Below are 14,259 nucleotides of genomic sequence, written 5' to 3'. Positions count from 1 at the left end.
AGAGGGAGTAGTGCCCTATGCAGATTGGGTTGGTGTTCCCCCAAACGGAAATTGGGACAGATATTGGCCTTATTCGAGAATATGCGCAGACTGCTGAGGCACTTGGGTATAGCCATCTCCTTGCCTATGAGCACGTCGTTGGGGTTGATATTCGGCAATACCCGAACTGGACAGGGCCATACACGTCCGCCCATCAATTCCTCGAGCCGTTTGTTCTTTTTAGCTATTTGGCGGCTATTACCCAGCGCTTGCAGTTCATTCCTGGCGTCATCATTTTGCCCCAGCGGCAGACGGTACTTGTCGCCAAGCAGGCAGCAACCCTTGATGTTTTCTCTGGGGGGCGACTGCGCATTGGCGTCGGCGTGGGCTGGAACCAGGCCGAGTACATTGCGCTGAACGAGGACTTTCACACGCGTGGTCGACGACTTGACGAGCAGATCCATGTCTTGCGTCTGCTTTGGACACAAGAGATCGTGAACTTTGAAGGCCGATGGCATACGCTCCCCGGCGTTGGGATTAACCCGTTGCCAGTCCAACGCCCCATTCCAATCTGGGTTGGTGGGATGTCGGAAGCTGCGCGACGCCGAGCAGCGCGGCTTGGCGATGGCTGGCTACCGCAGATTCGTCCTGGTGAGCAACTCTACGCCATGCTTGAGGAACTGCGCGGTTGGATCCGCGACGCAGGGCGTGATCCAGCAACTTTCGGGATTGAGGGACGACTCTCCTTGTCACAGGTTCCACGTGAGCAATTGCTCCAAGAGATCGAGGCCTGGCGTGCGCTTGGGGCAACACATTTGGGCATTAATCTGATGGGGCTTGGTCTCTCACCACGAGAACACCTTGCGATGATCCAGCAACTTGCCGAGGAGATTGGACTCAAGCCCAGTGCCTAAGCCTTCGCCAATCGCATCAAGTGTCGCATTCACGGGCAGAGCGTAGGAGCGGAGCGATTGTGAGAGGAGCGGAAGCGCATGCGCCGATCTCTGTTGCTTAGCATCCTGGCGGTACTGGGGTGGCTGCTCGTGGCCTGCAGCGGGGCTGGGACAGCGAGCCCAACTGCCATTCCCAGCCGAATGGCAAGCAGCCAACCAGCGGTGCTGGCCACGGCGAGTCCAACAGCCACTACAGCAGCGGCGACAGCGAGCGCGGCACCTGCCACGGTCACCACGATGCCAACTGGCGCACCAACAGCAACAACCTTGCCGATTCCAACAGCAACTGATGCGAACCGGAACGTTATCCTGGCGACAACGACGAGCACAAAGGACAGCGGCTTGCTCGACGTGTTAGTTCCAGTCTTTGAGAAAGAGACTGGCTACACCGTGAAGGTCGTGAGTGTGGGGACTGGCGCAGCGCTCGAACTTGGAGCGCGCGGCGAAGCTGATGTTGTGCTCGTGCATGCGCCAGACGCTGAGCAGCAATGGATGGCGCAAGGCAACGGCACAGAGCGGCTTCTGGTGATGCACAACGACTTTGTCATTGTTGGTCCAGCAGATGATCCGGCTGGGATTCGCGGCCAACGCTCTGCCATTGCGGCGCTGAAGCAGATTGCTGCGAAGGGCGCAACCTGGATCAGCCGGGATGACAACTCGGGCACAGATCAGTTGGAGAAGAAGTTATGGAAGCAGGCTGGGATCGATCCAAAGGGCCAACCGTGGTACGTTACCTCTGGGCAAGGGATGGGAGCAACACTGACGATCGCTGACCAGAAACGCGCGTATACGTTGAGCGACCGGGGGACATTCCTCTCTTATCGGGGCAAGATCCAGCTGCAGATTCTGGTTGAAGGCGATCGGCAACTCCTCAACATTTACCACGTGATGCCGGTGAATCCAGCGAAGTTCCCGAAGGTGAATGCGGCCGGCGGAATGGCCTTTGCACATTGGCTCGTTTCACCCGAGGCCCAGCAGCTCATTGCGAACTACGGGAAAGATAAGTACGGCCAGCCACTCTTCTTCCCCGACGCGGGCAAACGTGAAGATCAACTCGGGACATCATAGGAGGCAATGGGATGGCCTTGCTCTGGGATGGGATCACCGGTGCACTGCAGCTGATTCTGCACGCTGATCCAGAGTTTTTGGCCATCGTTCGGCTCTCTCTGCTTGTCTCAGGGCTGGCTACGCTGCTTGCCGCGATCGTCGGTATCCCGGCCGGGGTTGCGCTCGCGCTTGGGCACTTCCCCGGCCGGACAACGCTCGAGGTTGTTGTGAACACCGGCATGGGGTTGCCGCCAGTGGTTGTCGGCCTTACGGTGATGCTCTTTCTCTGGCGGAGCGGGCCGCTGGGTTCGTTGCAGTTACTGTACACGCCGCAGGCGATGATTCTGGCGCAGTTCATCGTGGCCGCACCGATTGCGGCAGGCGTTACCCGCTCGGCGCTGAGTCTGCTTGATCCCGAATTGGTCGACGCCCTGCGCGTGTTTGGGGCAGGCCCGATCACGATGGGTTGGGAATTGATCCGCGCGGCGCTGCCACAGGTGATTTTTGCGATTGCCGCAGCATTTGGTCGAGCAATTGCGGAGGTTGGGGCCTCGTTGATGGTTGGCGGAGATATTAAAGGACAGACGCGAATTCTGACCACCGCAATTGCACTGGAGAGCAGCCGAGGCGATTTCGCACTCGCCCTCGCTTTGGGTATCGTGCTGCTCGCACTCGCGTTTTTGGTAAATGCTGCTTTGCGGATTGCTCCTTCACTCAGTGCACTGCTCGCCCCACGGTAACGGCTTGTGCTCGTTTGCGGATGACGTATCTGTCCTGGACAGCCGCGAGACTCGGCGTGGCTTCGTGTACTGCAGGACAGTAGCTGATGCGTGATCGAGGGGACACAGCGCGGGAGAAACGCCAAGCGAGGAGGCAACCGCGAGCGAACTGTGTTCCACGCTCTGCGTTAAGGCATCCTGCACTTACGGAAACAAAGCGATGGCATCCAAGCGCGATGCCATCCGATGAGGGGTGGCTCATTTGGGGACGAAAATAAAGCACGGCTCCGACGAGCCGTTCCGGCACCGGCTCCATCCGGCTCCCGAACTCACCCCCTTCCGACGAGCGTCGGTTGTTGATGAATCCGTTTGCCGGCGCCGCACCCCTCTTGGGGGTTTGGCTCTCGCCAGGTGGCTGGCGAGCTGGATCTCGGTTGCCTCGGTCGAGGCTTCCGATCGCCGGTCCGCTAACTCCTCGGAACCGTGCACTCTCTTTATACCATACCGGTGACACGTTGTCAAGCCCCTGGCCTGCCACGATTCATACACATCCCGTGAGGGAACACAGCGAAGAATAGTGCTGAGCAACGGGACTTGACAGTCCCGAATGACAAGCCCAAACTGCTGGCTTTGGCTGACAGCGACAGGCGCCGGCTGGCTGCGAATCGGTCTGGGGATGGGAAGAAGAGGAGGGGATTACGATGCGCGGTGGTGCGCGCTTGCTCAGGCACAGCTATTGGATTGGAGCAATGCTCCTGCTGTTGACGATCGTACCATCGCCGGTGTCAGCAGCCCCATCTATGGTCTATTTTCCGCAGACAGGCCATCATGTGGCGGAGCCGTTCCTCACGTTTTGGCGAACACACGGCGCGGTGCGCCTGTTCGGTTACCCGATTGATGAAGCGCACACGGAAGATGGGCTCCTCGTTCAGGATTTTGAGCGGGTGCGGCTTGAACAGCATCCGGAGCTCCAGGGGCAGATCCTCTTGGCACGACTTGGTTCTCTTCTGACCAGCGACCAGGCGCAACAGGATCCGGCCTTCACGCCGATCCGCCTTGATCCACCGCCGGCGGAGCAACCTGATCGTCGCTACTTTCCGCAAACCGGACATTTCCTCGCTTACGGCTTCAAGCGTTTTTGGGAACGCAATGGGGGGCTTGCCATGTTCGGTTATCCGATTAGCGAAGAGCACCAAGAGGTTAACCCCGACGATGGCAAGACATACACCGTGCAGTGGTTCGAGCGGGCACGCTTTGAATGGCACCCCGACCAGCGTGGCACGCCATGGGAGGTACAGCTTGGCCGCCTTGGTGCAGCGTATGCAGCGCAACGGGGCATTGATACCCATCCGGTTGCCCAGCAACCGCAAGCGCCTGACTTTTCCTGGTCGCTGTTTGCCCGATCAACGCGGATCGTCGTCTTGATGTACCATCAGGTCGGCGAGCCGGCGAGCCGCTACCGGATTCCGCTCTGGAAGTTTGCCCAGCAGCTTGATTGGTTGCGGGATCACGGCTATACCGTGATTTCACTTGCACAGGCATATGATGCTGTCTTAAACGGCGGACCTTTACCTGATAAACCGGTCGTGATTACGTTTGACGATGGTACCGCTGGACAGTGGGCCGCGGCACAAGTCTTAGAAGCCCACGAGATGCATGCGGCGTTCTTCATCGTTGCTGGGCATTCCGAGTTAACGCCTGACCAGCTGCGGACGCTTGTCGCCCAGGGGCACGAAATCGGCTCACATAGCCTCACCCACGCTCATCTGCCTCTGATTGGAGCAGATCAACGCTGGCGTGAAGTCGCGGCAAGTCGCGAGCAGTTAGCAGCGATCGTGGGCGAGCCACCACGTTTCTTTGCGTATCCATATGGTGAGTACGACGCCGCAACGATCGCGGCGGTGCAGGCGGCGGGGTATGACGGTGCACTCGCCGCTTGGGGTGGTACCCAGTGGACACCAGAACGGCGGTGGAACGAGCCACGTGTCGAGGTCTCTGGCTTGTTGACCCTTGAGCAATTCGCACAGCTTGTTGAGCATTGGTAGCGTGACCAGTGATCTTGTTGGGTTGCCCCTCCGTATTCTCGAGTGAGCACCGGTGCACGTCCAGCGCTTGGAACCAAGCGCGGATGCTCACAACGGTCTTCCGAAGGAGGACGGATGGAGGTAACGTATGCGTGATCTAGCACGGCTCTTCGCACTCGTGATCGGGATTGTCTTTCTCCTAGTTGGCGTACTCGGCTTTCTGCTGAATCCATCAGGTGGGGAGTTGCTTGGCATCTTTGCTGTCAATGTTGTGCACAACCTTATTCATGTTGTCGTTGGGGTGCTTGGCATCGCCGCAGCGTATACTGGCCGTTCGCGGCTATTTGCTCAGGGGCTTGGGATTGTGTATCTGCTGGTTGGCATCCTCGGGCTGATTCCTGGGCTCGCGCCGGATGGTATGTTACTTGGTCTTGTGCACATTAATATGGCGGACAATCTCCTTCACCTTGTGGTCGGAGCGCTATCAGCCCTCGTCGGCTTCACGACGATCGGCCAAACACAGACACGAGTTGCGTGACCGGCGCAGGGCTGGCGAAGGCAGAACCGGACGTGGGTATATCCCACGCCCGGTTTTGTTACGCCTGATGGTGATTGCGAAGAGCCTGGGCTACTACCCAGAAACAGGGGAGCGCTGCCAATTCCAGCACGAGCGCAGCAACGACGGTCGCCACGACCGACCAACCATAGAGTGCACCCAGCAACGCACTGCCGAGAAACCAAGCAATGCCATAGGCAAGGTTAAACAACCCATAGGCTGAACCGCGGCGCTCAGCCGGCACCATGACTGCGACAACTGCTGCCATGATTGATTCATGGACGCCGGTACCAATACCCCACAATGCCATACCGAACGCGGCTGCGGTGAGGCCACCCAAGAAGACGAGCGGCGCGAAGAGTGCGCTCAGGAGAGTGAGTGGGAATAGGATGCCGACGCCCCAATGGTCAAAGGCACGGCCGAAGAGCAATGATCCAGCGCCACCAACGCCCATGGCAATGGCGTAGAGGGCCGGCACCCATACACCGTTGACGGTTCGCGCCGCCGCAAAGTGATAAGAGATCAGCGCAAAGTCAGCAAAGCCAGCAGCAACGAGCATAGCGCCGATCAGGTAGAGCCAAAACGCTCGGGTATAGCCCGTGGTCGAGACTGTGGGTGTTGCCGGCTCCAGGGCTTGTGGACGGGGGAACACGATACGGGCGAAAACCAGCAGTCCATAGGTGATTGCTGCCGGAATGGCCAACAGGGCAAACGCTCGGCGCTCGTCGCCACCGGTAAGTAACACTCCCGTGACAACCAGCGGACCAACTAGGGCGCCAGCCTGGTCCATTGCCTCGTGCAGACCAAAGCCCCAGCCATACCCCATGCCACGAGCTGCATAGGACAACATCACGTCACGCGACGGATTGCGGATGGCTTTGCCGATTCGCTCAAGCACGATGAGCAATGCGGCAAGTTCCCAACTCCCAGCAAGCGCGAGTAACGGCACTGCGGCCATCTGAATAAGGTAACCAGCGAGGGCAATCGGCCAGTACGCGCGCGTCTGATCAGCAAGCCGCCCGGAAACCAACCGCAAGGCATACCCAACCAGCTCACCAAGTCCGGCGACGAGCCCGACAACCACGGCAGGAGCACCGAGTAGTTCGAGAAATGGCCCCGTGACACTGCGAGCACCTTCGTAGGTCAAGTCAGCGAAGAAGCTCACCAAGCCAATGAGGATAATGAACTGGACGGCCCGCCGCGCCACGTGCACATCACGTGCTGTCGGCGGTACTGACGACCGACTGGCTGTCATCATGCACTCCCTTCAGGCCAACTTTATTGGAATGCCTTGACACCCCGTCAGGAGTCATCAGCCGCAGGAGAGAACACAGCGGTTTGCGCTTGCCGCGCGGGTGGACTCCATCACCTGTGGGATCAAGGGTAGATGATCGCCTGGTTGCGAGCAAGGCTGGGAGAATACGGATTGACAGGCCAGCAGGCTCGGGATATTTCTCCGCAGACGGGCAACGCGAAAGGAGCTACGGGAACGATGAAGATTACAGCGGTCAGGCTTGTCGAGCTTACCGGGACGTTCCCCTATGAGGGAATGTTTTGGGAAGAACGGCTGAGCCGTCCAGTGGACATCTATCCTGAGCACCACGCTGAGGAGCGAGAGTGGTGGCTGCCAGAAGAGAGCGGACCGGGACCGTATCGGCTACGCGAGGTGATGCTGCTGATTGAGACTGACGAGGGGGTAACAGGACTTGCTGGTCCGGTACAGCGGGATGTCGCGTGGGCGATCGCCACGCAGTTACGTCCCCTGCTCCTCGGCCACGATCCACTTGCCAGCGAGCGGATATGGGATCGCCTGTACCGCGCGCAGGTGCATGGCCGCAAAGGGTTAACCATGATGGCGATCAGCGCAGTCGACTGTGCACTCTGGGATCTGCGTGGGCGCTGGCACGGTGTACCGGTCCATCGCCTTCTCGGTGGACCGGTGCGCACCGTCCTGCCTGTCTATGCCAGCATGCTTGGCTTTTCACTTGAGCCAACACGCGTCCGCGAGCGTGTGACAGCACTGGTCGAGCAGGGCTTCAGCGCAACGAAGTGGTTTCCCCGATGGGGGCCGGCAGATGGTCGAGAGGGATTGCGGAAGATTCTCACGTTGGCAGAGACGCTCCGTGATGCGCTTGGGCCTGACCGCGACTTCATGCTTGACGCGTGGATGAGTTGGACGCCGGAGTTTGCCCGAGCAGTTGTGCATGCGATTGCGCCACTTCGACCACGCTGGCTTGAAGAGCCATACCTGCCGGATCAGATTACCGAGGTTGCTGCGCTGCGTCGACAAAGCCCGGTGCCGATTGCGCTCGGCGAGCATGAATATACGCGTTGGGGCATTCGGCATCTGCTGGAAGCCGGTGCAGCTGACGTGCTCCAGCCAGATCTCTACTGGGCTGGCGGAATCAGCGAAGGGATCAAGATCGCTGCATTGACAAGCAGCTACGGTGTGCCGTTCATTCCCCACGGGCATTCGGTTCCCGCGACGGTCCAGTTTCTTGCAGCGCTACCGGAACCAGTGGCGCCGATGGTTGAATACCTCGTGAAGTGGAATCAGTTGTTGCAGTGGTTTTGGGACCAGCCGGTCGAGCCTCAAAACGGGGTGATCGTCGTGCCGGAGCGGCCGGGCATGGGCGTCGATATTGCGTGGGAGAAAGTTGAAGACCAACGCGACCTCAGTTGGGAGTAAGGGTAGCACGACGAGAATGGGAGCAGCGAGGTGGCAGCACCATTGACAAAGCCAACCACCTCGCTGCCAATTACCAAGTAGTTGATGACTCAGCAGACTGCGTCTGTCTGCTTGGGGACAGTCAGGCCAAAGAGCGGGCGCAAGCGCACACCAACAGTTGTACCGAGCAAAGCAGCGATCGCCCAGATCCAGCCATGCAGGCTAAAGGACGCTACGCCCGAGAAATAAGCGCCGATGTTGCAGCCGTAGGCAAGTCGTGCACCATAGCCCATCAACACACCGCCCAACAACGAGGCGACGACCGTTTTCGGTGGCAGATGGCGGTGCAGGACAAACGTGCCGCTCAATGCTGCAGCGATCATGGCGCCAAGCACGATCCCAAAGTCCATGACCGAGGTGACATCAGCGAGGACCGAAGCATGAAGGCTCGCAGCCCGACTGCCAGACCAATAGGCCCACGACGAGACGTTTACGCCGAGTGCCTGGGCGAGTTTCGAGCCCCAGAGTGCAAATGCTGACGTGATACCCCACGGGTGACCGCTCACGAGCAGCGTCGCAGCATTCAGGACTGCGAGCACGACAGCACCGGTCCACAGCGGCCACGTGCCTCGGATGACGCGGGCCAGGCCTCGTGCACTCGGTTGTGGAGCGATCTGAGGTGGACGACGCTTTCGCTCGATGAGGATCGTTACAAGCGTGATGGCCCCGATGACACCAAGCTGAACGATGAGGGCACCAAAATAACCACCAAATACCGTCGCAAGTGACAGCGCTGGCAGGTTAAGCGCTGGCTGGGTCCAGAATCCCCAGTGCCAGGCCCCGAGGACCGAGCCGACGATGAAGCCAGCGAGGGTGAAGAGCGTGGCCGTCTGCCCGCCGCCAACCGAGAACAAGGTACCTGAGGCGCACGCCCCACCAAGTTGCATCCCAACACCAAAGAGGAAGGCACCGACGAGAACAGCGAGGCCAACCGGCGCAAGCGAACCGGCAACATGAACGCCAAAGAGGCCTTTCCCACTCGCAAGAATGGGCGCAAAGAGCACGCTTGCAACCGCGAGCATGAGCATATGGGCGCGTAAACCAGCCCCTTGACCAACCGCGACGAATTGCCGGAAAGCCGAGGTGAAACCGAAACGGGCATGATAGAGCGTTATGCCGAGGAGCAGACCAAGTGCGAACAGAATGCCCTGACGGACGCCATACCGCGAAACAAGTACAGCCGCCAATACTGCCGCAACGCCGGCAGCGCCAACGGCGACCCCGAATCGTGGTGACGGGAGATCACCAACAATGTACCCGAAGCGTGGCCGGACGAACGTCTCCGTTCGCTGCATTGTGCTTCCTTTCCCCAAAGACAGGCAATGCCAGAGCTCTCCAGTCCTGCTGGAGCAGAATACGGACGATGTATGAGCGGGCGAATAGCTGCGTTAGCGCACCGGTAGACGGGTACAGTCGCAGATCCGGGGCCAGAAGGAGAAGACGCCGATCATTGAGGGGCACGGCGGGATAGTACTGGATAATGGCCTCGATGAAAGCTCATGGAGATGCCAGCAGATTCGTGCTGCCATTCCCCTCGCCACCTTCCAATAGCCAGCCGCGAAGTATAACCGCAATACGCTACGATGACCAACCGTCATACGGAATGCCATTGCGCTCTACCGGGCTTGCGATCTGCACGCTATGCTTGGCAGTCGGTGGGGAAGAGCAGAAACTACTGAACAGTCTTTTCTTGACAAGGGAGAGGATGCTGGTAGAGTGAAATCATCAGACAATCTGATGTACGGGGATTCTGAAAAGAAGATGATGATGGTCCTGACACCACCGTTGGATCGCACACTCTCCGACCAGGTTGTTCGCCAACTGCGGACGCAGATTATCTTGGGACACTTACCGCCGGGGACACGGCTCACCGAGCAAGCGCTCGTCGATGCGCTGCATGTCAGTCGAAGCACGGTCCGAGAGGCGCTTCGCCGTCTTGAAGGCGAAGGACTCATCGAACTCCACGCACATCGTGGGGCACGGGTCGCGGAACTCCAGCCCACCGATGCCTATGAACTCTGTGAACTCCACGCGCTGCTTGGCGAATACTGCGCTCGTCACCTACCGTTACCAATCCCAGCGGCGTTGCGCGCTGAACTTGCCCGGATCATCGGGCAGATGCGCGCTCTGCAACTCCCTGAAGAAGTCGATCGATTTCTCGATCTCGACCATGCCTTCCATGGAGCGATTGTTCGAGCGCTCGGGCAGCGTCGCGTTTTGCAATTTTGGAGCGACCTGAATGCCCTTCTCGGCATCCTTGTCACACTGACGTTCCGCTACAGCTCTATTACTGGTCCCCGAACAGCCGCGCGACACCAGGCCGTGCTCGATGCGCTAACGCAGACTGATCGCTCTGTTGCGGCTGCAGCGCTGGCTGATCACTATCGCTCGCTTGAAGACGAGATTCGCCGAGCTGCCGAGTTACACATGGAGCAGTCGAAAGGGGGTGGAACACGATGATGCGTGAAGAACTCGGCCGCTTCCCGCTCCTCGGCATCCTGGAGCCAGGCACGGTGACACGGCGCGAGCTGATTCTGCCTGGTCCCGCGCTTGTGCGCGATCGATGGCCAATTATCGCCATTGCTGGAGCGGAACCAGGTCCAGCCGTCTTCGTCAACGCAGGCATCCACGGAGCTGAATATCCGGCGATTGAGGCGGTCATTCAACTCAGTCGCTTGCTTGATCCAGCGCACGTGCGTGGCGTTATTGTGCTCATGCCCGTTGTCAATCTGCCTGCCTTCTGGCAACGAACGATGTTCGTCTGCCCAGTTGATGGGCTGAACCCCAATCGAGTCTTCCCAGGCGATCCAAATGGGAGCTACACGCAACAACTGGTCCATGCCCTCTTCCACAACTTTATCCGCCGGGCCGATGTTGCCATCGACCTTCATGGTGGTGACCTCGTTGAAGCACTTGAGCCGTTTGCCATCTGCCGCAGTGGCGACCGCCCGGTCGATCAACGGGCGCAGGAGCTTGCGAGTGTTTTTGGGCTGCCTCATCTCGTCACGATCAGCGGGAGCGTACAGGCGGGAACCGGCACAATGAGCTTCCTGGCTGCAGCAGAGTATGGTGTCCCAGCGTTTATCGCTGAAGCTGGCGGGATCGGGCAGTTACAGCCTGAGGCGGTGGCGCTCCTTCGTGATGGGGTCTTGCGCGTGCTGGCCCACCTAGGCATGCTCGCCGAACCAGCACCGACAACGCCAACGCAACCAGCCCGTTACCGCGCGTTTGAATGGCTCTACGGTGAACATGCCGGGCTGTTTTATGCAGCGGTTCAGCCGGGGGAATCTGTGCGCGCTGGCCAGTGCGTGGGACACATTGGATCGCTCTTTGGGGAAGTGCTCGAAGAGATCAAGAGTCCCGTTGACGGACGAGTGCTCTTTGTTACCACGAGTCCGGCGATGCCAGCTCATGGCCTGCTCATGGGTATCGCCGTGCCCGAAGACTAGTCCCGTGCGGTCATGAGAAACCTGCTGGGAGGAGGAGAGTCATGTATCCCCTTTGGCTTCAGACATTGCAGCACCATCTGGCTGCTGGCCACATCACCCGTCGCGAATTCGTTCGCCGAGCAGCCTTGCTCGGCTTCAGCGCTCCGGCAATCAGCGCAGCGTTAACAGCATGCGGCGGTGGGGGTGGGCAAGCAAGTCCAACCGCGCAAGGGAACGCAGCTAGCACTCCAGCGATCCGGATTGAGCAGAACGTTACCGCGACGCCAAGTCCAGCAACACCAACACCAGCTGCGTCGCCAGCCGGGAAGAGCGGAGGATCGGTGAACCTGGCGCGTGGTACGGACTCCGACAATTTGGACCCTGTCACTCAAGACGGGAATGTCGATATCTGGGTCTTGATGAATGTTTACGACCAGCTCGTGACAGTGGCAGACAACGGGCTGGAGCTTATGCCCGGACTTGCTGAGAAGTGGGACGTCTCTCAGGACGGGACAACATATACCTTTCACATTCGCCAAGGCGTCAAGTTCTACGATGGTACGCCGCTGAAGGTGAGCGATATCAAGTGGTCGATTGAACGCGCGAAGACCACGAAAGAGAGTATCTGGACGTTTACCCTTGACCAGGTCAAGGAGATAACAACGCCGGATGATCGCACCGTCGTAATTACACTCAGCCAGCCTTGGGCCCCGTTTCTGTCTGACATCTCGATGTTTAACGCGAGCATTATTTCGCAGGACTTTGCGCAAAAGATCGGCGTTGACAAGCTCGTTGAGCAGACGATGGGCACTGGCCCATTCCATGTAAAGGAGTGGAAGAAAGGCCAGGCAATGACACTTGTGCGCAATCCGAACTACTGGGAGCCAGGCCTGCCACGTCTCGATCAGATTACGCTGACCGTGATTCCAGATAGTAACAGCCGCATCCTTCAGGTCAAAGGTGGGGCAGTCGATGGGATCATTGGCCAAAATGACGTGCCGCTGAGCCAGGTGAATGATCTCAAGAGTGACTCGAACCTCCAGGTGCTCATTTTCCCCTCGACATACAACAATTTTGTTGTCCTCAATACGCGCCAGGCTCCACTCAACGACATCAACGTGCGCCAGGCGCTCAACTATGCAACCGATAAGCAGACATTGATCAAGTCGGTGCTGTTTGGTATTGGGGAACCATCAAACAGCTTTATGCCCAATGGAGCGCTGTACTGGAACAAAGACCAGCCGGGCTATCCATTTGACCTCACTAAGGCGAAGCAACTGATGGCACAATCGTCCGTTCCAAATGGATTTAAGCTCGAATTCCAGATTCTGGCTGGCAATCAGCAGCAATTGCAGATTGCGACGGCGCTCAAAGATATGTGGAGCAAGATTGGGGTTGACCTGGACATCGTCCAGCTGGAGCAGGGCGTCTTCACCAACAACTATCGCCAAAACAAGTTCCAGGCCCGGCTCGCTGGTTGGACGAATGACATTATCGACCCAGATGAACTCGTTTCCTACGCGATCTTGCCAGACCAAACGGAAAACTATCACACTGGCTGGGTGAACCAAGAGGCCATCGACCTCGCCAAGCAAGCGCGGCAGACCCTTGACCCTGAGAAGCGCCGCCAGCTGTACTATCGTATCCAGGAAATTCATATGCATGATGCGCCATTCGTCTATCTCTTCGTTATTCCCTATGTCGATGTGTTGCGGAAGCGCGTTCAGGGCTTCTTCCACCATCCGATGGGGCAGTGGGTGTTTAAGCGGATGTACGTCACCGGATAAAGCGGGTTCGCGACCTCGGCCCAGCCTCAGGAGTCAGATTGACGCGGGCGGAGAGGGACGCATCGATACTGGGCAGAACGCGGAGGCATGGCGATGACGCGGAGCGAGTACGTCGTTCGACGGCTGGTTCAGCTCATTCCCGCGCTTTTTGGCGTTACGCTCGTGGTCTTCGCCATGCTCCGCCTGATTCCCGGAGATCCCGTCACCGCTTTGGTTGGCGAGCATGCCAGCGACGAGACAATTGCGCGTGTGCGACACAGCCTTGGACTTGATCAGCCGATCTGGTTGCAGTACCTCTACTATCTGCGCAGCCTGGTAACACTCAACCTTGGCGAGTCACATCGATATGGGTCACCGGTTGCGGCGCTGATCGGCCCGCGGCTTACTGTCTCGATCGCTGTCGCGTTGTACACAGTCGTCCTGACGACACTGTTCTCCGTGCCGCTCGGGGTGCTAAGCGCGCTCTATCGCGACAGTTGGTTCGACCATCTCGTACGCTCAACGCTGGTTGTCACGATGGTCATGCCGACGTTTTGGGTTGGCATCATGCTCATTCTGTTCTTTAGCATTCGGCTTGGCTGGTTCCCAGTTTCTGGATTCGGCGACGGGATTGTTGGTCATCTTTGGCATCTGTTTTTGCCAGCCTTGACCCTATCGCTCGGCCTCGCGCCGATTCTTATCCGAGCATTACGGGCCAGCATGCTCCAGACACTCAGCGAGGAGTATGTCAAAACTGCTCGAGCAAAAGGCCTTGCGGAAGGGCTGGTGATCCGACGCCACGTGCTCCGCAACGCGTTGATTCCCTGGGCAACGCTCCTTGGCGTCCATACCGGCTTTCTCATGGGTGGAACAGTGATTACGGAGAAAGTCTTTGCCTTGCCCGGGGCAGGCGCCTTGCTGATCGATTCCGTTGCAGCGCGCGATTATCCGGTCGTCCAAGCGCTGACACTGGTCTTTGCTCTGCTTGTCATTCTCGTTAACCTGTTGACTGACCTGCTGTATTCGTTCCTCGACCCACGTGTCCGCTATTGAGGAGAA

The 14,259-nt window shown here is 58.6% G+C and carries 12 protein-coding genes and 1 riboswitch; of the genes, 10 read left to right on the top strand and 2 right to left on the bottom strand.

Going from position 1 to position 14,259, the window contains the following annotated elements; translation table 11 throughout:
• The first annotated feature begins 17 nt into the window (after positions 1–17).
• The 5 genes from N675_RS04820 (at position 18) to N675_RS04800 (ending at position 5,260) form a co-directional block, all read left to right on the top strand.
• Complete coding sequence (locus tag N675_RS04820; RefSeq protein WP_038038321.1) at positions 18–893, top strand: LLM class F420-dependent oxidoreductase; 876 nt, start codon at positions 18–20, stop codon at positions 891–893.
• A 78-nt stretch (positions 894–971) separates the two neighbouring features.
• Positions 972–2,000, top strand: a complete 1,029-nt coding sequence (locus N675_RS04815) for an ABC transporter substrate-binding protein (RefSeq protein ID WP_051914181.1) — start codon at positions 972–974, stop codon at positions 1,998–2,000.
• An 11-nt stretch (positions 2,001–2,011) separates the two neighbouring features.
• Entirely contained in the window at positions 2,012–2,719 is a 708-nt protein-coding gene (locus tag N675_RS04810) for an ABC transporter permease (protein WP_038038319.1), read from the top strand.
• A gap of 680 nt (positions 2,720–3,399) precedes the next feature.
• Entirely contained in the window at positions 3,400–4,743 is a 1,344-nt protein-coding gene (locus N675_RS13575) for a polysaccharide deacetylase family protein (RefSeq protein WP_051914179.1), read from the top strand.
• A gap of 127 nt (positions 4,744–4,870) precedes the next feature.
• Positions 4,871–5,260, top strand: coding sequence for a DUF4383 domain-containing protein (locus tag N675_RS04800; RefSeq protein ID WP_038038318.1), 390 nt, complete (start codon positions 4,871–4,873; stop codon positions 5,258–5,260).
• Positions 5,261–5,318: 58 nt separating this feature from the next.
• On the opposite strand, the gene N675_RS04795 is transcribed toward N675_RS04800, so the two are convergent.
• Positions 5,319–6,536, bottom strand: a complete 1,218-nt coding sequence (locus tag N675_RS04795) for an MFS transporter (RefSeq protein WP_338417742.1) — start codon at positions 6,534–6,536, stop codon at positions 5,319–5,321.
• A 38-nt stretch (positions 6,537–6,574) separates the two neighbouring features.
• Positions 6,575–6,657: riboswitch (Fluoride riboswitch) on the bottom strand.
• A 113-nt stretch (positions 6,658–6,770) separates the two neighbouring features.
• Here N675_RS04795 and N675_RS04790 point away from each other — a divergent pair.
• On the top strand, positions 6,771–7,967 hold the full coding sequence (locus N675_RS04790; RefSeq protein ID WP_051914175.1) for an enolase C-terminal domain-like protein: 1,197 nt from the start codon (positions 6,771–6,773) through the stop codon (positions 7,965–7,967).
• A gap of 89 nt (positions 7,968–8,056) precedes the next feature.
• Here the strand turns inward: N675_RS04790 and N675_RS04785 are convergent, their stop codons facing one another.
• Positions 8,057–9,301, bottom strand: a complete 1,245-nt coding sequence (locus N675_RS04785) for a YeeE/YedE family protein (RefSeq protein ID WP_038038317.1) — start codon at positions 9,299–9,301, stop codon at positions 8,057–8,059.
• Between the two features lie 466 nt (positions 9,302–9,767).
• Here N675_RS04785 and N675_RS04780 point away from each other — a divergent pair, with 466 nt between their 5' ends.
• From N675_RS04780 to N675_RS04765, 4 genes are all read left to right on the top strand, one after another.
• Positions 9,768–10,466 carry a GntR family transcriptional regulator gene (locus N675_RS04780; RefSeq protein ID WP_197066270.1) on the top strand — a complete coding sequence of 233 codons (699 nt, stop codon included), beginning with the start codon at positions 9,768–9,770 and terminating at the stop codon, positions 10,464–10,466.
• Positions 10,463–11,455 (top strand): succinylglutamate desuccinylase/aspartoacylase family protein, encoded by a 993-nt coding sequence (locus N675_RS04775; protein ID WP_051914173.1) that lies wholly within the window; start codon positions 10,463–10,465, stop codon positions 11,453–11,455. The genes N675_RS04780 and N675_RS04775 overlap by 4 nt, the downstream gene beginning before the upstream one ends.
• A gap of 41 nt (positions 11,456–11,496) precedes the next feature.
• Positions 11,497–13,221 (top strand): ABC transporter substrate-binding protein, encoded by a 1,725-nt coding sequence (locus tag N675_RS04770; protein ID WP_051914171.1) that lies wholly within the window; start codon positions 11,497–11,499, stop codon positions 13,219–13,221.
• 93 nt (positions 13,222–13,314) lie between these two features.
• Positions 13,315–14,253 carry an ABC transporter permease gene (locus N675_RS04765; RefSeq protein ID WP_051914555.1) on the top strand — a complete coding sequence of 313 codons (939 nt, stop codon included), beginning with the start codon at positions 13,315–13,317 and terminating at the stop codon, positions 14,251–14,253.
• Positions 14,254–14,259: the final 6 nt, after the last annotated feature.

The sequence above is a fragment of the Thermorudis peleae genome (assembly GCF_000744775.1).
Lineage (GTDB): Bacteria > Chloroflexota > Chloroflexia > Thermomicrobiales > Thermomicrobiaceae > Thermorudis > Thermorudis peleae.
The sequence above is the reverse complement of the archived record's forward strand: the minus strand, read 5'-3'. Positions and strand labels throughout refer to the sequence as shown.

Excerpts from the sequence above, each read along its gene's own strand:
- N675_RS04820 (WP_038038321.1), top strand. The coding sequence starts at position 18 with ATGCAGATTGGGTTGGTGTTCCCCCAAACGGAAATTGGGACAGATATT.
- N675_RS04815 (WP_051914181.1), top strand. The coding sequence starts at position 972 with ATGCGCCGATCTCTGTTGCTTAGCATCCTGGCGGTACTGGGGTGGCTG.
- N675_RS04810 (WP_038038319.1), top strand. The coding sequence starts at position 2,012 with ATGGCCTTGCTCTGGGATGGGATCACCGGTGCACTGCAGCTGATTCTG.
- N675_RS13575 (WP_051914179.1), top strand. The coding sequence starts at position 3,400 with ATGCGCGGTGGTGCGCGCTTGCTCAGGCACAGCTATTGGATTGGAGCA.
- N675_RS04800 (WP_038038318.1), top strand. The coding sequence starts at position 4,871 with ATGCGTGATCTAGCACGGCTCTTCGCACTCGTGATCGGGATTGTCTTT.
- N675_RS04795 (WP_338417742.1), bottom strand. The coding sequence starts at position 6,536 with ATGATGACAGCCAGTCGGTCGTCAGTACCGCCGACAGCACGTGATGTG.
- N675_RS04790 (WP_051914175.1), top strand. The coding sequence starts at position 6,771 with ATGAAGATTACAGCGGTCAGGCTTGTCGAGCTTACCGGGACGTTCCCC.
- N675_RS04785 (WP_038038317.1), bottom strand. The coding sequence starts at position 9,301 with ATGCAGCGAACGGAGACGTTCGTCCGGCCACGCTTCGGGTACATTGTT.
- N675_RS04780 (WP_197066270.1), top strand. The coding sequence starts at position 9,768 with ATGATGATGGTCCTGACACCACCGTTGGATCGCACACTCTCCGACCAG.
- N675_RS04775 (WP_051914173.1), top strand. The coding sequence starts at position 10,463 with ATGATGCGTGAAGAACTCGGCCGCTTCCCGCTCCTCGGCATCCTGGAG.
- N675_RS04770 (WP_051914171.1), top strand. The coding sequence starts at position 11,497 with ATGTATCCCCTTTGGCTTCAGACATTGCAGCACCATCTGGCTGCTGGC.
- N675_RS04765 (WP_051914555.1), top strand. The coding sequence starts at position 13,315 with ATGACGCGGAGCGAGTACGTCGTTCGACGGCTGGTTCAGCTCATTCCC.